This window comes from Nibribacter koreensis (genome assembly GCF_039541795.1).
In the GTDB taxonomy this organism is placed as follows: Bacteria; Bacteroidota; Bacteroidia; order Cytophagales; family Hymenobacteraceae; genus Nibribacter; species Nibribacter koreensis.
The window spans coordinates 890,399-912,047 of sequence record NZ_BAABGX010000001.1; the positions used below are offsets into that span (position 1 = coordinate 890,399).

Annotated in this window: 22 protein-coding genes; 9 read left to right on the top strand and 13 right to left on the bottom strand. The window is 47.7% G+C overall.

Annotated features, from left to right (window positions below):
• Window positions 1-58: 58 nt before the first annotated feature.
• Window positions 59-1,207, bottom strand: a complete 1,149-nt coding sequence (locus ABD880_RS03805) for a DEAD/DEAH box helicase (protein ID WP_345162496.1) — start codon at window positions 1,205-1,207, stop codon at window positions 59-61.
• Window positions 1,208-1,324: 117 nt separating this feature from the next.
• On the opposite strand from ABD880_RS03805, the gene ABD880_RS03810 reads away from it, so the two are divergent.
• The gene (locus tag ABD880_RS03810; RefSeq protein WP_345162497.1) at window positions 1,325-1,735 is read left to right on the top strand and encodes an endonuclease domain-containing protein; all 411 of its coding nucleotides are present in this window, start codon (window positions 1,325-1,327) and stop codon (window positions 1,733-1,735) included.
• 229 nt (window positions 1,736-1,964) lie between these two features.
• Window positions 1,965-4,016, top strand: a complete 2,052-nt coding sequence (gene ligA / locus ABD880_RS03815; protein ID WP_345162499.1) for an NAD-dependent DNA ligase LigA — start codon at window positions 1,965-1,967, stop codon at window positions 4,014-4,016.
• Between the two features lie 187 nt (window positions 4,017-4,203).
• On the opposite strand, the gene ABD880_RS03820 is transcribed toward ligA, so the two are convergent.
• Window positions 4,204-4,404 carry a hypothetical protein gene (locus tag ABD880_RS03820; protein ID WP_345162501.1) on the bottom strand — a complete coding sequence of 67 codons (201 nt, stop codon included), beginning with the start codon at window positions 4,402-4,404 and terminating at the stop codon, window positions 4,204-4,206.
• A gap of 253 nt (window positions 4,405-4,657) precedes the next feature.
• On the opposite strand from ABD880_RS03820, the gene ABD880_RS03825 reads away from it, so the two are divergent.
• The 4 genes from ABD880_RS03825 (at window position 4,658) to ABD880_RS03840 (ending at window position 8,518) form a co-directional block, all read left to right on the top strand.
• Window positions 4,658-5,701: a sensor histidine kinase gene (locus ABD880_RS03825; RefSeq protein ID WP_345162503.1), complete on the top strand. Its 1,044-nt coding sequence runs from the start codon at window positions 4,658-4,660 to the stop codon at window positions 5,699-5,701.
• An 18-nt stretch (window positions 5,702-5,719) separates the two neighbouring features.
• Window positions 5,720-6,457 (top strand): LytR/AlgR family response regulator transcription factor, encoded by a 738-nt coding sequence (locus ABD880_RS03830; protein WP_345162505.1) that lies wholly within the window; start codon window positions 5,720-5,722, stop codon window positions 6,455-6,457.
• 99 nt (window positions 6,458-6,556) lie between these two features.
• Window positions 6,557-7,435: a 4-hydroxy-tetrahydrodipicolinate synthase gene (dapA, locus tag ABD880_RS03835; protein WP_345162507.1), complete on the top strand. Its 879-nt coding sequence runs from the start codon at window positions 6,557-6,559 to the stop codon at window positions 7,433-7,435.
• A gap of 126 nt (window positions 7,436-7,561) precedes the next feature.
• On the top strand, window positions 7,562-8,518 hold the full coding sequence (locus ABD880_RS03840) for an alpha/beta hydrolase (protein WP_345162509.1): 957 nt from the start codon (window positions 7,562-7,564) through the stop codon (window positions 8,516-8,518).
• An 84-nt stretch (window positions 8,519-8,602) separates the two neighbouring features.
• On the opposite strand, the gene ABD880_RS03845 is transcribed toward ABD880_RS03840, so the two are convergent.
• From ABD880_RS03845 to ABD880_RS03880, 8 genes are all read right to left on the bottom strand, one after another.
• On the bottom strand, window positions 8,603-9,340 hold the full coding sequence (locus ABD880_RS03845) for a (Fe-S)-binding protein (protein ID WP_345162511.1): 738 nt from the start codon (window positions 9,338-9,340) through the stop codon (window positions 8,603-8,605).
• A 6-nt stretch (window positions 9,341-9,346) separates the two neighbouring features.
• Window positions 9,347-10,198, bottom strand: coding sequence for a hydroxymethylglutaryl-CoA lyase (locus ABD880_RS03850; protein ID WP_345162513.1), 852 nt, complete (start codon window positions 10,196-10,198; stop codon window positions 9,347-9,349).
• Complete coding sequence (locus ABD880_RS03855) at window positions 10,185-11,501, bottom strand: O-antigen ligase family protein (protein ID WP_345162515.1); 1,317 nt, start codon at window positions 11,499-11,501, stop codon at window positions 10,185-10,187. Before ABD880_RS03855 ends, ABD880_RS03850 begins: the two co-directional genes overlap by 14 nt.
• 72 nt (window positions 11,502-11,573) lie before the next feature.
• A complete protein-coding gene (locus ABD880_RS03860) occupies window positions 11,574-12,689 on the bottom strand; it encodes a glycosyltransferase (RefSeq protein ID WP_345162517.1) in 1,116 nt (371 codons plus the stop codon).
• The gene (locus tag ABD880_RS03865; protein WP_345162519.1) at window positions 12,690-13,487 is read right to left on the bottom strand and encodes a glycosyltransferase; all 798 of its coding nucleotides are present in this window, start codon (window positions 13,485-13,487) and stop codon (window positions 12,690-12,692) included.
• Window positions 13,484-14,737, bottom strand: a complete 1,254-nt coding sequence (locus ABD880_RS03870) for an O-antigen ligase family protein (RefSeq protein ID WP_345162521.1) — start codon at window positions 14,735-14,737, stop codon at window positions 13,484-13,486. Before ABD880_RS03870 ends, ABD880_RS03865 begins: the two co-directional genes overlap by 4 nt.
• A gap of 3 nt (window positions 14,738-14,740) precedes the next feature.
• The gene (locus tag ABD880_RS03875) at window positions 14,741-15,649 is read right to left on the bottom strand and encodes a glycosyltransferase family 2 protein (protein WP_345162523.1); all 909 of its coding nucleotides are present in this window, start codon (window positions 15,647-15,649) and stop codon (window positions 14,741-14,743) included.
• Window positions 15,650-16,111: 462 nt separating this feature from the next.
• Window positions 16,112-17,398: a flippase gene (locus ABD880_RS03880; protein WP_345162525.1), complete on the bottom strand. Its 1,287-nt coding sequence runs from the start codon at window positions 17,396-17,398 to the stop codon at window positions 16,112-16,114.
• Window positions 17,399-17,511: 113 nt separating this feature from the next.
• Between ABD880_RS03880 and ABD880_RS03885 the strand changes: the two genes are divergently transcribed.
• Complete coding sequence (locus ABD880_RS03885) at window positions 17,512-18,384, top strand: hypothetical protein (RefSeq protein ID WP_345162527.1); 873 nt, start codon at window positions 17,512-17,514, stop codon at window positions 18,382-18,384.
• A gap of 5 nt (window positions 18,385-18,389) precedes the next feature.
• Window positions 18,390-18,995: a DNA-3-methyladenine glycosylase family protein gene (locus tag ABD880_RS03890; RefSeq protein ID WP_345162529.1), complete on the top strand. Its 606-nt coding sequence runs from the start codon at window positions 18,390-18,392 to the stop codon at window positions 18,993-18,995.
• A gap of 136 nt (window positions 18,996-19,131) precedes the next feature.
• On the opposite strand, the gene ABD880_RS03895 is transcribed toward ABD880_RS03890, so the two are convergent.
• Both ABD880_RS03895 and ABD880_RS03900 read right to left on the bottom strand, forming a co-directional pair.
• The gene (locus ABD880_RS03895; protein WP_345162531.1) at window positions 19,132-20,049 is read right to left on the bottom strand and encodes a DUF58 domain-containing protein; all 918 of its coding nucleotides are present in this window, start codon (window positions 20,047-20,049) and stop codon (window positions 19,132-19,134) included.
• Entirely contained in the window at window positions 20,030-20,446 is a 417-nt protein-coding gene (locus ABD880_RS03900; RefSeq protein WP_345162533.1) for a septal ring lytic transglycosylase RlpA family protein, read from the bottom strand. Before ABD880_RS03900 ends, ABD880_RS03895 begins: the two co-directional genes overlap by 20 nt.
• Window positions 20,447-20,578: 132 nt before the next feature.
• On the opposite strand from ABD880_RS03900, the gene ABD880_RS03905 reads away from it, so the two are divergent.
• The gene (locus ABD880_RS03905; RefSeq protein WP_345164111.1) at window positions 20,579-20,914 is read left to right on the top strand and encodes a DUF3276 family protein; all 336 of its coding nucleotides are present in this window, start codon (window positions 20,579-20,581) and stop codon (window positions 20,912-20,914) included.
• Window positions 20,915-21,157: 243 nt separating this feature from the next.
• Here ABD880_RS03905 and ABD880_RS03910 read toward each other — a convergent pair whose 3' ends face one another.
• Entirely contained in the window at window positions 21,158-21,643 is a 486-nt protein-coding gene (locus ABD880_RS03910; RefSeq protein ID WP_345162535.1) for a YybH family protein, read from the bottom strand.
• Between the last annotated feature and the right edge of the window lie 6 nt (window positions 21,644-21,649).

Genomic DNA, 21,649 nt, shown 5'->3' on the forward strand with positions numbered 1-21,649 from the left:
TTTGGCCTGTTTTCTTTAAAACAGGCCAAAAACGGGCTTCTTGCTTGAAATGGATAAGTTAAAAACCCTTCAAGTCTATGCCTTCCGTCTCTTGGGTTGGGATCACGCGCTTGGTCTGCTTCTGGATAATCTTGAAATGGTGCGCATCTTCTGGCGTAACCAGCGTGATGGCCTCGCCGGTTTCTCCCGCCCTGCCCGTGCGGCCAATGCGGTGAATATAATCTTTGGAAGACCTAGGCAAGTCATAATTAATCACATGCGGTAGAACGGGTACATCAATACCGCGGGCAGCCAAGTCGGTGGCTACCAATACCGGCACCTTTCCTTTCTTGAACAAGGCCAGCGCCTCGGTTCTAGCCCCCTGACTCTTACCACTATGTAGGGCCACGGCCTTTATACCATTGTTGGCCAGCTTTGTCACCAGATGGTCGGCGCGCTGGGTGGCAGATACAAAGACAAGTACTTGTTGCATCTTCTGCTCTTTGATTAAGTAGCGCAAGAACGGCCCTTTCTTTTCTGTGGCAATCAGATACGCCAGCTCTGTGATTTGCAGTTCCTCTAGAGGTTTCTCTTCTTCCTTCACTTCTACCACCACCGGGTTTACCAGCAAGGTTTCCTGTATGGCGTTGACCTTGTTGTCCAGCGTGGCCGAGAACAACAGGTTCTGGCGCTTTTTTGGCAGCAGCTTTAAGATTTGACGCATCTCCTCCTCAAAACCCTGGTTCAGCATCTTGTCCGCTTCATCCAGGACTAGAATTTCAACGTCACTCAAATGCACCGCGCCAGATTCCACCAAGTCCAAAAGTCGGCCGGGGGTGGCTACCAGAATGTCAGTGCCCTGGAGTTTCATCATCTGCGGGTTAATGGACACCCCGCCAAACACTGCCAGCGTCTTCACCTTGATGGCCATGTGTGCGCTAAAGCCTAAGAATACCTCTCCTACCTGCAAGGCCAGCTCACGGGTGGGCACCAAGACCAACCCCTTCACAAAGCGGTTTCTGAATGCGCGGTTGGTCTGCAACAGATCCAGCATGGGTAGCGCGTACGCCGCCGTCTTGCCAGATCCCGTCTTGGCGATGCCTAACAAATCCTTGCCTTTCAGAACTGCTGGAATAGCCTGTTCCTGCACCGGCGTGGCTTGTGCGTAGTTCTGCGCCGAAGCGGCTTTTTGCAAGGCAGGCGATAAGCCTAAAGAAGAGAATGACATAAATAGGGAGCTGGTAATAAATGCAAATGTACGGTTAATCTGTCATAAGCTGGGTTGGTTGGAAGAAACGGAACATTCTTATCCCTATATAGGTTTTCGGCTAATATGTTTTAAGTAATGAGTACTCCCATTCACAATTCTACTATACTTAAAGAGTATAGGAAATCACTCCGTGATAAGTTGACACCTGCAGAGGCATTCTTATGGAGTTATTTAAAGGGTAGTCAATTGGCTGGACGAAAGTTTAGAAGGCAACATAGCGTAGGTTTTTACATTCTAGATTTTTACTGCCCTAGCGAAAGAATTGCCATTGAATTAGATGGCGCTCACCATTATACAGAAGCAGGACAAGAAAATGACATGGAACGAACCGCATTTTTAAATAATTTATACATTAAGGTTCTTAGATTCGAGAATAAGGATGTATTTGACCACACGGAGACAATTTTGGAAGAGATTAAAAAAAGTTCAAGCCCTAATTTACCACCCCCAACCCCTCCTAAATTAGGAGGGGAGCCTTCTAAGTAAGGTTGTCTCATGGGGTTTCTGCTAATTATCTTTTAGCTTCATTTAGTTAAAAATTTAAGATGCTACTATCATTTTGCTTGAAAACAAGGAATTGGCTTGGCTGTAAACAATTGGAAGTAGCATAGCTCCCCTCCTAATTTAGGAGGGGTTGGGGGTGGTAAAAACAAGATTTCTAAAAACCGCGTTTTGCATATCTTTACCCTCACAGATAAAAAACTACTACCTCGCCATGTCCGAGCAGAACATACAAGCCCGCATTCTAGAGCTGACCAACCGCCTGAACTACCTTAACTACCAATACTACCAGAACAGCGTTTCTGAGGTGTCTGACTATGAGTTTGATCAGATGCTGGTAGAATTGCAGAAATTGGAAGAGGCGCATCCAGAATTTAAATCTGACAACTCCCCTACCCAGCGCGTGGGCGGGACCATCACCAAAAACTTCCCCACGGTCAGGCACAAATACCCCATGCTGTCTTTGAGCAACACTTACTCAGAGGAAGAGGTGCGGGAGTTTGACGCCCGGGTGCAGAAGACCATTGGCGGCACGGTAGAATATGTCTGTGAGCTTAAGTTTGACGGCGTGGCCATGAGCCTCACCTATACCAACGGCGCATTAACCGCTGGCGTAACGCGCGGAGACGGCACCCGCGGCGATGACATTACGCCCAACGTGCGCACCATCAGAACCGTGCCCTTGCATTTGCAGGGCCAGGACGTGCCCGCCGAAGTAGAAGTACGCGGCGAGGTGTTCATGCCCTTTCATGTGTTTGAAGAATTAAACAAAGAGCGCGAAGAAATCGGCGAAGCCTTGATGGCCAATCCTAGAAATGCCACCTCAGGGACTTTGAAATTACAAGATTCTAAAGAAGTGGCTCGTCGACGCCTGAGCATGTTTGCCTATGGCCTGTTGAGTACACCTACCCTATTTGAAAGCCACTCTGACAGCTTGGAGGCCTTGCAACGCTGGGGCTTGAACGTGTCACCTACCTGGAAGAAGTGCGGCACCATTGAAGAAGTGATGGCCTTTATTCAGGAGTGGGAAACCAAGCGCTTTGAGTTGCCTATTGCCACGGACGGCATTGTAGTCAAAGTAAATTCTTACGCCCAACAGGAAGAACTAGGCTACACCGCTAAAAGTCCGCGCTGGGCCATGGCCTACAAATATAAAGCCATGGAAGCCGTGACGGAGCTTCTGGGCATAGAATACAATGTGGGCCGCACCGGGGCCGTGACGCCTGTGGCGCTCATGAAGCCGGTGTTACTGGCCGGTACAACCGTCAAGCGTGCCTCTCTGCACAACGCCAATGAAATTGAGCGCCTGGGCCTTATGGTACATGACCACGTGATGGTGGAAAAAGGCGGCGAAATCATCCCTAAAGTGACGGGCGTAAAACTGGAGCTTCGGCCGGAGATTGCCACGCCTATCATTTATCCTGTGGTTTGTCCCGCCTGCAATACGCCTTTGGTGCGCAAAGAGGGCGAAGCCAACCATTACTGCCCCAATGAGAAGGGCTGTCCGCCGCAGGTAAAAGGCAAGTTGGAGCATTTCATCAGCCGTAAGGCTATGAACATTTTAAGTTTGGGCGAAGGCAAGATTGAGTTACTGGTGGAGCAGGGTTTGGTGACCAGCCCAGACCATCTGTATGACCTTACCTATGATACGCTCTTTGGCCTAAAGAAAACTTTTGTCAATGAAGAGACGGGCAAGAGCCGCGTGGTCACCTTCCAGAAAACCACGGTAGACAACATATTAAAAGCCTTGGAGAAATCTAAAGATGCCCCGTTTGACCGGGTGTTGTTTGCCTTGGGTATTCGGTATGTGGGTAATACGGTGGCTCAGAAGTTGGCCCAGCACTTCAGGAACATAGATGCTCTGCGTGCGGCCAGTGAAGAAGAACTCATCGCGGTACCAGAGATTGGCGAACGGATTGCGGCCTCCGTGCGGGAGTACTTCCAGGATGTGGCCCACGTGCATTTGGTGGAGCGCCTGAAACTGCACGGCTTGCAATTAGACTTAGGTGAAGTGGCCGTGGTAGAACCAGCCTCAGACAAGCTAGCAGGAAAAACCTTTGTGGTCTCAGGCGTATTTAGTGGCTATTCCAGAGATGAATTACAGGACACCATCATCGCGCACGGCGGAAAGATTGTGTCCAGCATCTCAAAAAAACTCTCTTATTTGGTGGCCGGCGACAAAATGGGCCCCAGCAAACTAGAGAAAGCCACTTCTTTTGGGGTTTCTATTGTCTCAGAAGAAGAATTCAACCAGATGATTGCCTAGGTGACGGTCCTTAAGCTTCTCTTCTCTTGCTCTTTCGTTTTTGGCCTCTATTCCTGAAAACAGGCTAAAAACGAAAGAGCGAGGGAAAATCCCCCGCTCTTTCGCTACTAAACATAAAACTAAACCTTAAGTACTGTCTCTATCTACTACAACCAACGACTGGGCTTAAAGTTTATTGAGTGTTTAATTATTTTATTTTCAGGGGCAAAATATAAAGCCTTGGCATTACTGCCTTAGCCTTCACGCTGGTAGCTGGATACGTAAATGGCCCCTGTAAACGCTCTATCTTGTTTTGATGCTGCACTAAGACGTGCTGGACTTTCACATCCCATTTAGCATTGAACCAGCCCAGGCAAGCTCCCAGAACTAAGACGAAGGCTATTTTCATAGATTTAGGTTTTGGCGTATTTTTAAGAAATCAGGCAAAAAACAGCAAATGCTCTAGTGCCTTGTGCCAAAGGAAGCCAATGCCCTACCCCTCTGCAATTAAATTAGACCAACTTCCCCATCACCTAGACAAAACCCTGCTCCTTAGTAGACAACCAATTGGTCTAGAAGATTTGGCAGTTGGTCTAGTTCCTGTTTTGGTTCTTTGCTAAGGCGGTATGTTTGCGTACTTTTTGGCTAATTCCTGAAAAACAATGAAAAAACGGCTGCCGCTTCTGCTTCACATTTTGCTTTGGGTGGCTTTGATTGCCTTCAACTTTTTCTTTTCTAATACCTATGAATCCAAAACCCCATGGCAATGGGTGGTCCTAGACAAGACGCAGACATTCCTGTTTCATATCGCGCTTTTCTATTTTAATTGGTTTATCCTGTTGCCCAAGCTGCTGGCTAAGGACAAAGTTGTATTGTATGCTTTAGCGGTAATTTTTACGCTGGCTGTATTTGGCTTGGTAAGGGCACCGATTGAGATATTTGAATTGAAGCAACTTGCCACGATTGATGAAGATTTAGCCAAGCAATTAGCCAAATTCCCAGACCGGCTTTCGTATTTGAGTACTATGTTCCAGTTAAGCATCATGGGCTTGATGACGGTTTTCTTGAGTTCGGCTCTGAAGGTCACAGGGGACTATTTGAAAAATGAGCGGTTGCGCAAAGAACTGGAACACCAACAAACCGCCACTGAATTGGAGTTGCTAAAAGCACAGGTGAACCCGCATTTCTTGTTCAATACGCTTAACAACATTTATTCCCTGGCCTACCAGCAGGCACCCAACACCCCAGACGCCATCATGAAGCTGTCCCTGCTCTTGCGGTACCAGCTCTATGAAACAGACATGCCTCTGGTCCTTCTGGAGAAGGAGATGGAGCACCTGCAAAACCTATTAGACCTGCACCGGCTTAGGCTTACAGATCCTAGGTTGCTCTCCTTAGAAATACACGGCGAGACCGGTCATTTTCAGTTGCCGCCCATGCTGTTAATGCCTCTGGTAGAAAACATGTTTAAGCACGGGCTGGCCTCGGGGCCCATGAAGCTATGGTTGGAGGTGAATAACAATACCTTAACCTTTACTGCAAGCAACCTTCTTAAACCTAACTCTCCCTCAGAGTCTTATGGTGGTTTAGGCTTGCAGAACCTACGGCGTAGACTGGCTATTCTGTACCCAGGTCATCATTCCTTAGAAACGCAGGTAGTGGGTCAGGAATTCAGGGCCACCCTTTCGCTATACAACAATGCATAAGAATCTGTATCTTTCTGTATGGAACTGACTTGCCTAGCCGTAGATGATGAACCCCTGGCCCTGGACCTGATGAGATCGTACATCGGCAAGGTGCCGTACTTACGCTTGGTTCAGACCTGCTCCAGCGCTCTGGAGGCGATGGCTGTTCTTCAAAGCCAGCGCGTAGATCTTTTGTTCTTGGACAATGAGATGCCTGACTTGACCGGCGTGCAATTGATGCAGGCGCTGGCCCCCCAGAAACCGGCCGTCATCTTCACCACCGCTTATCCGCAATACGCCCTAGACGGGTTTTCTCTGGATGCCGTAGACTATCTGCTCAAACCCATTCCTTTTGACCGGTTTTTAAAAGCCGTGAACAAGGTGCAGGAGCGGACCCAGCTCTTGGCTAACCGGCACGTTCCAGTCCAAACCTCCCCGTCCCCTCCGCCATCAGATAGTGAAGAATTCATTTTTGTAAAGGCTGACTACAAAACCATCCGGGTCAATCTCAAAGATATTCTCCTGATTGAGGGCTTAAAGGATTACGTGATCCTGCATACGCCTAACAAGAAGATCATCACGCTGTTATCTATGGGTAAAATCATGGAGAAGCTACCGGCGCAGGACTTTGCTCGGGTGCACCGGTCTTACATTGTCTCACTGGCCCACATTGAGTCCATTGAACGGAGCCGCATTAAAATCAAGGAACAGGAAATTCCTATTGGCGACAGCTACCGCGAGGAGTTCATGCGCTGGGTAGACAGCAAGAACTTGTAAGCTTCTTTAGCCTATCAGAATTTAGCTAATGGGTGCCGTTGCAATCATGTTGAATTTGTACCTTTGGTGAGGATACTCCCTACCTAAAACAACAAACGCATGCAATCTTTAAGAGGAACCGGCGTGGCTTTGGTCACTCCTTTTCAAGCAGACCATTCCGTAGATTTTGACGCCTTCGCGCGATTAATTGAATACAACCTGGCCAATGGCGTAAACTACTTGGTGGTGAACGGCACCACCGGCGAGTCTGTGACCACCACCGCAGAAGAGAAAAAGCAATTACTGGCCTTCGCCAAAAAACAGATAGCGGGCCGCGTTCCTTTGGTATACGGCATTGGCGGCAACAACACCCAAGCCGTCATTGACCTTATCAAAAACGCTGACTTGGCCGGCGTAGACGCGTTGCTGTCTGTAAGCCCATATTACAACAAACCATCACAAGAAGGCATCTACCTGCATTACACGGCCGTAGCAGACGCCAGCCCGGTGCCGGTCATTTTGTACAACGTACCGGGCAGAACGGGTAGCAACGTGATGGCGGCTACTACGTTGCGTTTGGCCCAGCACCCTAGCATCATTGGCATCAAAGAGGCATCTGGTAACATGGAGCAGTGCATGGCCATTGTGCAGGACAAGCCAGAAGGATTTCTAGTCATCAGTGGCGAAGACATGCTCACCGTGCCTATGATTTCCATTGGGATGGACGGCATAATCTCTGTGTTGGCGAATGCGTTTCCGGCCCGTTTCAGCCGCATGACCAAACTAGCCATGGACGACGACTTTCATGAGGCCGGCGCCCTGCAACGTTCCTTTCTGGCCATAAATCCTTTGATGTATGAAGAAGGAAATCCGGTGGGTGTGAAATTCGCTTTGGAGCAGGCCGGCATTTGCGGCGCTTACGTACGCTTGCCACTGGCGCCGGCATCAGACAGCTTGAAAGAGCGTATCAAAGCGTCTTCAATTGGCCTAGAGAATTAAAGTCTGTTTATTAAAATTAAAGCCTGCAGCATCGTTTTTAGCCTCTTTTCCAGAAAACAAGCCAAAAACGTGGTTGCAGGCTTTCTTCATTTATGATCAGTTGTTAAACCAGATTTCAGGTAGCATATGAGACTAACGCTGTATTCCTTCATCTTATGGGTGGCGCTTACTGGAAACATCTTCGCGCAGGGAACAAGCACCCCTGCCGGCCAGCCTCTGGACCTTATCACCACCACAGGCACGCTCAAAGGCACCTTGCTCCTGCCTGCCTCTACTAAACCAGTGAAGGTGGTCTTGTTGCACGCCGGCTCTGGCCCAACCAACCGTGACGGGAACATTGGCTCCATGCAGAACAACAGCCTTAAATTACTAGCAGAGGCTTTGTACGCCCAGGGAATTGCCACCGTACGCTATGACAAGCGGGGCATAGCAGAAAGCCTAGGGGCTGGGCTGAAAGAGGCTGATCTTAGATTTACTTCTTATACAGATGACGCTACCGCCTGGGTAGAGAAACTCAAAAAGGACAAACGTTTCTCTCACGTGATAGTATTAGGTCACAGCGAAGGCTCTACCATTGGCATGATAGCCGCAAGGCAAGGAAAAGCAGATGGTTTTATCTCGGTGGCGGGTCCGGGGCAGTCAGCTGATAAAATCATTAAGCAACAACTGCAGCCGCAACCTAAAATGGTGCAAGACATGGCGTTCCCAATCCTGGATTCCCTGGCCAAGGGAATATTGGTGCCAGACGCTAATCCAATGCTGCAGTCTTTGTTTAGGCCCAGCGTGCAGCCGTATTTGATTTCTTGGTTTAAAATAGACCCGCAGGTAGAAATCAAAAAACTGACGGTTCCGGTGTTAGTGGTACAGGGTACTCAAGATTTGCAAGTAAGCACCCAAGAGGCGCAAATGCTACTAGACGCGCAGCCTAAGGCAAAACTGGTCATCATAGAAAACATGAACCACGTTTTAAAGGAAACCACCGCAGACAAAGCCGCGAACATGGCCACATACAGCAATCCAGACCAGCCTGTAATGCCTAAGCTTATCCAAGAAATAGTAGCCTTTGTGAAAGCGGTTAAGTAATTACTTAGTTGAAATGCAAGCGTCCCGTTTTTGGCCTGTTTTCATGAAAACAGACCAAAAACGGGACGCTTCTATTTGCGTGAATTACCAGCCTTGGGTCAAGACGTCTGCTATGTGCATGACCTTGATGGGCTTATTGTTGTGCTTGATGTAGGCTTGCAAATGCATGAGGCAGCTGGTGTCTGTGGAAACGATGTATTCGGCACCGGTTGCCAGGGCGTTTTCTACTTTCTGCTCGGCCATAGCCACAGAGATGGCATCAAACTTCACGGCAAAGGTGCCGCCAAACCCGCAGCAAGTCTCGGTTTCGCGCATTTCAGTGAGGGTCAGGCCTTCTACCATGCCTAGCAACTGACGCGGGCCTTCCTTGATCCCGCATTCGCGCAAGGCGCTGCAGGCATCATGATAGGTAACCTTGGCCGGAAGCCTGGCTCCCGGAATGCTGGTCACCTGTAAAACGTCGGTTAAAAACTCCGTCAGTTCAAACACTTTGCGCTCCATGGTGCGGTATTTCACAAAGTTAGAAGAGGTCACAAACATGTCTGCGTAGGCATTCCTGATCATGCCCACGCAAGACGCCGAGGGGGCCACAATGTAGTCGCTTTCCTCGCTGGAGAAATCATCCAGAAACTTGTCTGCTACCTGCCGGCATTCTTTCTGGAAACCTGCGTTAAACGCCGGCTGGCCACAACATGTCTGGTTGGTATTATACTTGACCGTACAACCCAGCGCCTCTAACAGTTTAACCATGCTCCAGGCGGTTTCTGGGAACAGCTGGTCTATGAAACAGGGTATGAAAATATCTACAACAGGCTTTGCCATCTTACCTTAGTGCACTTGAAAAACAGAAGTAGCCAGGGCCAGCGCTCTTTGTAAGGCTTCCTGGTTTAAGCCCAAAGGTACTTCTTTCTCTTGTAAATAAGACAGTACGTTCTCTGTAGGCATGTTTCCTACCAGCTCGTCCTTGGCCATGGGGCATCCACCATAGCCCAGCAAGGCACCGTCCATACGTCGGCAGCCGCTAGTATAAGCAGCCTCTACCTTCTCACGCCAAGTATTGGGATTGGTATGCAAATGCGCTCCAAACTCAATATGCGGAAACGCCGGAATCAAGGTGCTAAACAGGTAGGTAATGTTTTCAGGCGAAGACACGCCAATAGTATCTGACAGAGAGATGATTTTAACGCCCATCTGGTCTAGTTGTTGGGTCATGGTGGCTACCTGCTCTGTCCCCCACGGCTCGCCATACGGATTCCCGAAGCCCATTGACAGGTAGGTCACCAGCTCTTTGCCATGTCTTACGCATAGGTTCTGTAGTTGCTCTACCTCTACCTGCGCCTCTGCAATGCTCTTATTGGTATTGCGTTGCTGGAACTGCTCAGACAAGGACAATGGAAAACCCAGATACTGGATTTGGGAATGTTGCACAGCCTGCTCTGCTCCGCGCAGGTTGGCTATGATGGCCAAGAGCTTGGTTTGAGTTTTGGAAAGGTCCAGCAACTCTAAAACTTCCTCTGTATCCCGCATCTGCGGAATGGCCTTAGGCGAAACAAAAGAGCCAAAATCCAGAGAGTCAAAGCCCACCTCTAGCAAAGTTTGCAGGTACTGAGCTTTTACTTGAGAGGGAATGAATTCATGGATTCCCTGCATGGCATCGCGGGGGCATTCAATTATTTTCATAGACAAGTTTCTTTAACGGGACAGTCTCTTTTGAAAGGGAATATGCCACAAATAAACACCAGAAAAAAATGTAAAAGGCCACTCCCTCCTGGGTTCTCAGCAAAGACTCGGTCATTGAACTGAATAAGAGAAGGACCATAAACGCCATGGCCATCCAGTTCTGGGTTCTCCAGAAGAGATGCAGCGAATGGTACAAGAGCCATACAAACACAAGCAACCCCATTATTCCCGTTGCCATGGTAATTTCCAGGAACTGATTATGCGGATCAAATCTATTTTGGACGGCATACAGGAACCCGCGATTTTGATAAGCCTGCACAATCTCGTCCTTCACGTCGCCCACGCCCACGCCAATCAAAGGGTTCTGCTCAATGACATCAAGCGCGCACCGCCATTTGGCCATCCTTAAGGTTAACCCATTCCAGTTTTCTGCTTGATTGGCGGCATTGAAATGGTCCAGCTTGTTTTGATTGGCAAAGGAATACTTGAGGTTGCCTATGCTCTGAAACCGGGACTTGGTCTGCGGAAACAACTGCAACAAGGCCACAAATGCCAGTACCATCATAGCCACGCCCGTCCCAGCCAGCACATACCTACGGCGCTGCATTAACTTTATAAAAACTGTAGCCATCCCTACTGCCAAGGTGATTAACAACACCATGCGCACAGCCAGCAAAAACAAGATGAGGAAAAGAAACACGGCCACAACGGCCAGCAGAATTTTTTCAAGCCGCGTGACCGCATCTTTTAACAGAAAATAGCCGCAAATGAAAATGGAAAAGCTCACGTAGCCTCCAAAGAAGACCACGCGCTTTTTGGTGATGCTAATCAGGCCTTCGTTGTAAAAATAGTTTGCGTCCTGGTTGCCATACAGAAAGGTATAAACCCTAAACAAGAGACACCCTAAGCAAACCAAGGCGCATAGGTAAACAAACAGTCTTAATAAAAAGTGAAGGTGCTTTTCTGATATGTTACTAGTTGAAAACACCAAAGGGAACAGCAGAAAAGGCAAGCGCACGGCTAAGGCTGAGAGGGCATCTTCTTTGTTGGCGGAGTAAAAAAAACTAATGGCAGAAAGCAGAAACAACAGAAAAAAACCTTGGTATACCCTGTACTTGGCTCCTAAGGCAAATTCCTTTACATCAAGAATCCACCCGCCAGAGGTAGCCAGCCAAGGAAGTAAAAGGAGAATGGCAAACAAATGGTTGATGGTAGCCAAAGGCAATAACAAGGTAATGACATATCCTGCCAGCAACACGCGGCTCACCCGTGCCATCTTCTCCGTCCCTCCTTGCGCCAACATGTTCCCTTTGCTTATTTTGTAGTGAATGAATAGAGGTGGCAAACCCACTAGCCGATTAAAAATTTTCAACGCTTATGTAGTTACTACTGCCGAGTTACCCTGGTACAGTTCTCTCATTTTAGAGAAGTTAGCCTGGGCGTTAAACTGACGGGCACACAAATGCAGCGATGCTTTTCCCATTTGGGTGATGACCCCTGGATTTTCCAGCCAAGAGTATAACAAGTTTATTGCCTGCTGGGCAGAATCATACAGATGACCATTTACGCCTTCTTCTACCAAATCCACATTGCCCACAGCGCGTTTCAGCAATAAGGCTTTTCCGCAACTCATGGCCTCTAAGACGGCAAAAGGCAATCCCTCCCACAGCGCTGATGACAAATACACCTGGCTGTTCAATAGCTCCTGGCGTACCTGCTCCTTGGTTAACCATCCAGTGATCCTAATGTTGGGACTGGTAATCTCTGAGCGCAACTCACCCTCGCCAATCCAGACAAATTCAATGCGCGTGTCCCCGGTAAAGGCTTGGGCAATCTGATTAAAAAGCGTTGGATTCTTCTGGTTGGACAAGCGGCCGGTGGTGCAGATGGTAATTTTACTTGGCTGACCAGGAAGATGGGTGGCTCCTTCTGGTGTGGTTTCGGTGCCGTTGTTAATATAGCCCAAGGGTTTCATCCCTTGTTCCACATAGGCTTCATACTCAGACTTAGAGCAGCACAGAATCTCTCCTGCCAACGAATGGGCAACCCGTTCTAGCTGCGCAAAGAACTTACGCTTGCTCATGGTCACGTCCAATCTTAGAAAGGGAGCGCCATTGGGGGTATAGAAAAGCTTCTCTTTTCTTCTGGTGACAAAAAATAGCAAACGGCCAATAAAACCAGCTTTTGAGGAATGCAGGTGCACTACATCAAAGGGCCCTAATTCCTTCAAGAGCTTGCGCAAGCTCCAAATGCTTTTTAAATCTGGGATGGGTTTTACTTCGCGCTGCACCTCTTCCCACTGGCGCAATTGGACGTTGGGCAGCGGAAACTTTGCTTTAAACTCCTGCAAGACAGAGGCAGTAGCGCGTCGGCCTTCTAGAGCATTGCCAAACACCACTATATGTTCATCTTCTGGCAGATGACGGGTAATCTGAATCACGTATTCCAGCAAGCCGCTTCCCAGCGTTTCAGCAATGTGAATGATGCGCATTTAATATAATTTTTTCTTCGCCCAGGATACCCAACTATAAGGTAGCATTAAAAATACGCAATTTTTTACAAGCCCTATAAAAGCCGCCGGACTATAGTTGAAATAATGCAGAATCACTTTGTTGCGGCTTTTAATCTGCACCGTTCGTTTGGTCATGGAAATTCCGTTTGGGTGGTGCTCACAAGTCAGTAGCACCTGGTCCAGTATTGCTACCTGGTATTGCTTCACAAACCTGAAGAAGTACTCATAGTCTTCGGCGGCGGGGAAGTCCAGGGAATAATAGCCCAAGGTGTCTATGGCAGAAGCCTTGAACATGACGCTTGGATGCAGAAAGCAATTGTTGATGTACATCTGCGAGGCAATCCTCTCATGGCCAGTGGGTGCCGTAAAGGTGAACAAATGCTTCTGCGCGGGATCTACCATGTCTACCCAAGATCCCACCAGAAACACTTTTGGCCTCTCCTGTAGAAAGGCGGCTTGTTGGTCTAATCGCTCTGGATGACATGTGTCGCCGGCATCTAATCTAGCCAGAAAGAGACACCCCAGCTCTTCTTTGGCAAACTGCAACCCCCTGTTCAGAGACTTTTCAATACCTGCATTTTGAATATTGGTAAGCAAATGCAACGTGACGCCTGGTTTCAGAAAGGGCATTAGCTGCTCAGGCTCCACTTTGGGCAGACTTCCATCATCAATTACCACCACTGCTGTTTTACGCTGTGACTGTACGCTGGCTACAGACTTCTGCAAACCCGCCAGGTTGTTGAAGCATGGAAGAATAACGGCTATCTCGGCGTTCATGCCTGGTAAGGTGAAGAAGTAAAAACCGAAAGAGAAGGTTTAAATCTGTATTGCACAAAAAAAATACCCATGTATAACCAAATCATGCTTTCGGCACCCCTGAATTGAATGAGTGAACTTATAAAATAGCACAACAAAATCACGGCCAAAGGATTTGCCAGTTTGGACCAATGGATTCTCTTTAACAATTGATACACAAGAATAAGGTATAAGGGCAGTCCTATCATACCGAATTCCAGCAGTACCTGTAAATAGTAATTGTGCACGTTTTGCTCAGAAAAATCTATACCGCTTACCTTCTCAAGACCCAGCATGGCATTGCCGGCACCGTACCCAAGGTAGTGGCTTTCTGCCATAGCCTCTGGGAACTGTTCCCACATGGCCATTCTCCCAGACATACCCGCATCTTGAGAAGACCCAAAATCTGCGAAACGCTTTAAGCCATATACTTTCTGGGAAATTTGTCCAATATCCAGGCTCACCAAAGCCAACAAGAGCAAGAGAACCAAGCCTGTCAGCAGATTCCTACGCTCCAACGCACCTGGCACAGCTGAGATAAACCTCAAGAGAAAGACCAGCAAACTCAAAATAACCCCTACCCTGGAAGCGTACAAAATACTTAGCCCCAGTGAGAAGGCAACCAGACCATAAAAAAGCCATTTTCGGCTTCGTATAAAAAACGCTAAGTGAAAAGCCACCCAAGTTGCCTCCAGGTTAACGCCCCCGCCAAACAGGGTCTCAACGTTAGGATGCCCAATAGGCGCTTTTAAGAACTTGACAATCTCACTATGGTAGTACAGCAACTTTACGGCAATGATGCAAAAAACCAGCAGAGCAACCATCCTAAGCACCGACATCACTTGGTCCTGCGTTAATTGGCTGGCCACCAGTCCGCCAATGAGCAGGCAGAAAAACGCAAAGAGGTAGTTAATGATCATGCTATTAGCTCCATACACGGTGTACAAAGCCACAGAAGAGAACACAACCCAGACGCAGAAGTGAAAAACATACCTGGGCAGTTTGGGCAGCCAGATGCCGGTTTTGGTCAGGAAGAAGGGTAAAAACAGCAAAGAAGCCACATGGTAGCCCTTGATGGTATCAATAGACTTTTGATTGAATTCATCCTGAAGGGTCATCCACCCGGTAATGCTGAGCATCTGCAAGTTGAGTAGCAGAAAGAAAAGACCTAAAGTAAGCTGCAGGACCCGCTGGTGGGTAAGGTGTAACCGCATTTGTAACGTTTGCTCCATGGACTACTCCATTTTTATCTGGCCCAGCTTGGCACCTAAGCCTTTTCTTATGGCCTGCAGCTGCTTCTTCCAACCTGCCCAGCTGGTATCCTTGTCTATTAGGACGTTCTGCAGCACCAGTCTGAACAAAATCTTAGGAAGGGCTTTAAAATAGAAGGTGGCCAAAGAGGAATGTTCTTTTAGCAAATACACGTTGTTGCGGTACTCATACAGTCTTTTCAAGGGCGAAGCCTGCACCGCCATCATGCACTGCCCCATGACCTTAATGGGCACGTACTGGGTCTGCGGATGGTAGATTCTACTGCCTGTTACGTAGAACAAGTGCAACTGGTATTTGACGCGCGCCCGCAGGCACATTTCTGCATCATCTCCCCAGATGAATATTTCTTTAAGTGGCAGACCAATCTGTTGCAGGGTGCTTTTATGAATGCAGAAACCTAGAAAAGGGATGCTGGTGGTTTCTACTACTTCTTCTTGCAAACACTTAGCCTCATTGGTATTCACCCAGGCATTGCCCAGTTTCACCTTGGTATACCAGGCCAGTTTTTGGGTATCTGTCTCACTGATGGCTACACTGCCGTAGATGTTATTGGTTTGGTGCAGGTGCTTGCTCAGCGCCTCATACGCGGTAGGTGCCACCACACAGTCGTCATCCATGCACCAGCTCCAGTCATAGCCCATGTCTATGCTCTTTTGCATACCAGCATAAAAGCCCCCGGCGCCTCCCAGATTTTCTTGCGTGAACACCAATAGTCCGTCTTGGGCAGACAGCCAGGCTGCAGTGCCATCTGTAGAGCCGTTGTTAACCACCAAGATAGCATCTACCGGCCGCGTCTGTTCTTTTAAAGACTGAACACAGCGTTTAAGCAGTTCTAAACGGTTATAGGTTACAACAACGGCAATGGTCTTCATTCAAAATTTTTAAGGCGATATACTATCTCCAGCCAAATAAGTTAGGCCAATGTTTTTAATAAATTATAAGGCTTTCATTCTCAAATCATAACAAGCCAAAGGACTCCTAAACAAGTAATAATTTTAGCGGCAGTATTGTCCAACCTACTTATTAATGAAACAAAATTGAGTATTAAAACCTGTAATCCCTACAAGCCAAGGCATTTTCTTTATTTTATGCATAGACGCCGGGCCACCCACGTAACGTACATCATCGTTTACTTCTTGCCTCTTCCTTAAATTACGGCCCTACTTAAAAACAAGAAAAAATAATCGTTAGCAAAGCTCTGGTAAGATTGAGGCAAATGTCATTTTAAGGCTGATTTCCAGAAAATAGGCCTAAAACGGATGTCAAGGATAAGTACTAATAATGCTCAGGAACGTCCTAATATTATGATTTTTGAATATACTATTCTTTGACCTTTATAGCAACTTTACTCCTCTTTTATACAAGAAAAAGTACATGAGGCCCGTCACTAATCCTTCTGTGATCATTAGGAGAAGAGCCACGCCTGTATATTTAAAATGCTCGGCCACGAATGGCACGGCGGCAATATTCAAGACACTGCCCGTAAACAAGATGTAAAAGAACTGCCTTCTGTATCCAAGGTTAAGCATAGCCTGAATCCCGAACACGTTGCTCAGGCAAACCAGCAAAGGCAAACCAGCCAGAATGCGCAACACGGGTACCACTGGTAAGAACTCCTCTCCCATCACCAGCTTTACCAGCCAGGGCGCAGCAACAGCAATTATAAAAGACACCAAGGCCGCGCCCAGGAACGTCCAGCGGGCCAGGGTACGCAAAAGCCCTATCATTCTTTCGGGGGACTCATGCATCAGTTTGCTTAGGTACGGGAACAAGGTCTGCGACACCGGGATAAACAAGCCTTGGACGGCCCTCACAATTTTTTCGGCGCCAGAGTAATAGCCAGCCGCCACAGGTCCTGCCAGAAGGCCCAAAAAGAACGTATTGGAAATGGTATAGGCACTTATTGAAACATTAGAGATAAACACAAACCAGCCCTGCCCCAACTGGTACTTTAGCCCGGAAAGCGTCACGCCTGTAGGCCGCATGCCAAACTCCCGCCAGAGAAGCGTTAAACTCACTCCGCCGGCCACTACTATACCTGATGCTTGTAGTATGGGCACCCAAAGTATGTCCTGGGGCTGGCGCACCACCAAAAAGATGAGTCCGGCATATATGGCTTTGGAGATCAGGTGCACAATGGTCACGTACTTCATGCGCTCCATGCCCTGGAAAAACCAGATGGGCATCAATAACTGGCCCAAGGCCACGCCAAAGGAGACTAAAAACAACAGCCTGTTTTCTTGAAACACCGGCACCCAGGTTACCAATCCCAATAGCACCAAGAAGCTGGAGACAAAGAAGAGCAGCTTAAGCGCAAGAATGTGCGTGACTATCTCCTTCAGCTTTTCGGGCTCCTCACGGTGGCGGGCAATCTGTTGGGTGCCAGACAAGTCAAAGCCATAGTCTATGACAATGATAAAGTACTGGATGAACGCCTGCGCATAACTTAGTAACCCAAACGTAGCTACCCCTAAGGCTTGCATGAGCACGGGCATCACCAACAAGGGCAATAGATAGTTGAGCCCCTGCAAGACAGACAGAGACACAAAATTCTGGAGGAGCCGCTTTCTGGTTTGGTTTAACAGCAACCCTTGCACACGTACAGGAAGAAAGCGCTTCAAAAGATGAATAAAAGAGGAAGGTGGTTTATGAACAGCATCACAAAACTACTAAAAGCCCAGAAAGCGGGAATAATATAAAATGACTATTTTAGCCGGTCTTTACACTGGTCACTATGCGCACACCTACTACCTCTTCACCATCCTCCCCCACAGAAACAGGAGAGTATATTGACATCATTAGTCTGTTAAGAAGCATGTTCAGGTTCATGGGCACCTTGGTACAGGCTGTTTTCAGGAACATCTTATTGGTGCTGGCCTGCCTTTTTCTTGCGCTGGCCCTGGCTTATTATGAATACACAACCAGAACACCCTATTATATCTCTGAGATGGTGGTAACCACAGGTGCCCTGGATCCTACTATCTCAAAGGTGATGCTAGAAAGGCTATCCGCTGACATTGAAGACCAGAGTCCAGACTATCTGGCAAAAAAACTCGGTATTTCCCCTGACGTAGCCGGCCAGATTTCCAGCATTGGGGCCATTGAACTCCCCCCCACCAACCTAACCAATTACTATGACTCATTGGGCATCAGAGCCCAGCCTATCGTGTTTAGTGCCACCGTTACCAATCCGGCCATTTTTGACACGGTGCAGACGGCCCTGGTCAAGTACGTTGAGGAAAATGCTTTTTTTAAACAATACAAAACCTCGGCAGAACAGCGCATCACCAACTTTATTTCCAGGATTGACCGGGACATCAGGCAACTGGATAGTGTCAAGCTGGCGGTCATCCAGTCAGGTAGGTCTACAGACGCCATTCAGCCCGAAGGTTTGTTTAGCGAAGGCCTTAACTTGTACAGAAAAAAAGAAGCCCTGCAACGGCAGTTAGAAGATCTACACCATGTGCAGGTGGTGGTCCCCTTCACGCCCCAGGCCAAACCGCACGGTCCCAAAAAATGGTATTTCCTTTTGGTGGGCGCCTTTATTGGAGGACTGGTAGGCACGGCGCTGGCGTATAGAAGAGACTTGAAAAGAGGTAAAATCTAACCAGCATGGCTTCCTCTACCTTATTCCCGCAAGATGCACTCCTGGAAGACCTGGTGCGCAAGCAAACACCAATTGTATTAACGGAGAACCGTAAACCTATCTATGATTCTCTGCTGAGCTCTATCATCTCGCAACAATTGTCTGTAAAGGCGGCAGCCACCATCAAGAACCGGTTTTTGGCCTTGTTTCCAGAAAATAACCCAAAACCGGAATTGGTATTGACGGCCAGTGTAGAGGAGTTGCGTAGCGTGGGTTTGTCTGGCCAGAAAGTGGGCTACGTCAAAAGCGTGGCTCAGCATAAACTGGACGGCCTCTTAGAAGACCAGGACATTGCCCACCTTCCCGACGAAGAATTGATTGACCGCCTGGTGGCCATTAAAGGGATAGGAAGGTGGTCTGCCGAAATGATTCTGATGTTTGCCCTGCAGCGCCCAGACGTGATGCCCGTTGATGACCTGGGCATTTACAACGCCATGAAACGACTCTACCAATTCACGGAACCGCACAAAGAAGCCAAGAAGAAAATGCTGGCACTTTCAGAAAACTGGCGCCCAAACAGAACCTTAGCTTGCCTTTACCTCTGGCAATCTTTAAACAACACTCCTGATTAAGTTGAGAGTTAAGAGTTATGAGTTAAAAGTTTAGGGTTAAGGATCTTCACGGAAAGAAACTTTTAACTCATAACTTTTAACTCTTAACTGCTAATTCATTTTTGGCTTGGTTCACAGAAAACAAGCCAAAAATGAATTAGCGCACTTTTTGGCGTTTGACCAAGTAGGCGTACAACACCTTGTCCATGGGCTCCTTTAAGTCTACAGAAACCAGGTCAATACGATGTTGCCCACAGCGCATCTTCAATTCATTTTTAAACCGTTGCATGGCCTGTACATAGGCTTCGCGCACGTCTGAGGGTTGCACCTTGACGCGGTCACCCGTTTCTAAACCTACAAAAGTGAAGGGCCGGTCTGCAAAGTTGAATTCTTCTTCGGTTTCTGCGTGCGTAATGTGGAAGATAAGGATTTCATGCTGTTGGTGCCGCAGGTGTTGCAAGGCCGTAAATACCTCATCTAACTGTTCAGACTGGCTTAGCATGTCTGTAAAAAGAATCACCAAAGACCGCTTGGGTAGCGTTTGGGCTATTTGGTGCAAGACGTTGCCCACCTTGGTTTGCTTCTGGGGCGGGGCTGTCTTCTTCAATTGCCCTTGTAGCGCCAGCAACAAGGTGTGCAGGTGCGCTCCTGTAGATTTTATGGGCGTCTGGTATTCTATATGGTCAGAGAAGGTAGTTAGGCCTACGGCATCGCGCTGTTTTTGCAGAAGCGTGGCAAGGGCGGCGGCGGCTATGACGCCATAAGACAACTTGCCGTAGTTGTGTGTGGGGTAATACATGGAGCCAGAAACGTCCAGGAGCAATTGGCAGCGCAGATTGGTTTCTTCCTCATAGCGTTTCACAAAAAGCTTCTCTGTCCTGGCAAAGACCTTCCAGTCTATGTGCCGGGTGCTTTCGCCGGGGTTGTAGAGCCGGTGCTCAGAGAACTCTACTGAGAAGCCGTGGTATGGGGATTTGTGCAGTCCTGTTATAAAGCCTTCCACCATTTTCTTGGCCAGAAACTCCAGGTTCTCCACTTGCCGTACGGCGTCCAGGTCAACTTCTATTCTGCTCATGCTTGTCTTGCTCCTCCTGCCAGTACGCCAATGCGGCCTCTTTGGTAATGCCTGTAATGCGCACCTGTTTGCTGCCCGGCCCTAGGATGTTCAATTCCTGGGCGGCAGACTTGGACAAGTCAATCACAAACGGCGACTTCTTGCTCATGCGGTCGTTGATCTTAACCACCACTACATGGCCGGTGCTCAGGTTCTCTACCTTTACGTACGTGTTAAGCGGCAAATACGCGTGGGCGGCGGTGGGCAGGCTGGGATCATACTTTTCGCCGCTGCTGGTCTTGCGGCCCTCATACTTACTAGCATAATAGGTGGCTTTGCCCAGCTGTTTGTACGGTTTGGTACCAAGTCCTAAGAAAGGAGACAGCACCAGCAAAAGGAAGAGTATGTTACGTAGCATGTTATTGGGTTTGCCTGGAACATTAATACATTCGAATTTAACTATTAAAATTAATCTTTAAAATTTTTTAAAATCGAACTCTTCCTTTAAATTGGCTTCCACAAATACTAACAAGGAACCCTTCAAGTTATGGTGGAAGAGAACAATGACAAAGCGGAAATCTACTCACAACGAGTAAGAGCAGGAAAGCGCACCTATTTCTTTGATGTGAAGTCAACCCGCTCCAATGATTATTACCTGACAATCACGGAGAGCAAGCGTAAGTTCAAGGATGAGAACTACTCCTATGAGAAGCACAAGATCTTCTTGTACAAAGAGGACTTCGCCAAATTTGTAGAGGCGTTGCAAGATACCATTGACCACGTGAAAGGTGAATTGTTGTCTGAAGAGGCATTAGCTGACATGGAACGCCTGGAACAAGAGGCCCCTACCACCGCCACCGTAGACGAAGAACTGAAGTGGGAATAACCTCCCTCCTTTTTTCTCCTCAAGCTCATGCCTCGCGTGAGCTTTTTTTATGCCCAGCAGGTTTCGTTTTAGGTCTGTTTTCTGGAAATTAAGCTAAAAACGAAATGATTGTGACGGAACGAATATTTGTGAAATAGCAAAATCTGGAAAGCCTCAGCTTCACTTTTGATTTGCAGTTAATTAAAACTTCAGCTTAAATGTACTTTTATCCGCTATTTTATAAAGCTTGTGTTAGCGCCTGTTTTAGTGTTTGGAAGATTGTTTATCTCTTGCATCAGAAATCAAATGAGCCTTTATTTTCCATCCGTTAGTATCTCGTTGAAGCACTCTTAAATGCGTTGTTTGTCTATCTGACAAAACAGATCCATCGGGCATTTGCTGGCCTTTCCGTACAACAGCTGTATGTACAATGACATTGTTGTTGCTCAGTACCTGATATCTATGTTCTGCTGTTTCACTTTTACCAGACATAACAAATGGCAAAGCAAAAACTTCCTTGAGAAGAGCTTCTACTTCTTTTTGTCCATTACGCTTGTCACCAAAGGCATTGGTGAAGCGAGCATCTTTACTATACCATTTAGAAGCAAGTTTATAATCCTTCACCTCCCAGGCTTTGTTCCAATCTTGTATCATGGATTGGATTTGTAAACTGTCATTAGGGGCTAAAGTTTGGGCTTTTGACGCAAGGGCAATCACCAGAAGAGATATCAATACAAAAACCTGTTTCATAATATA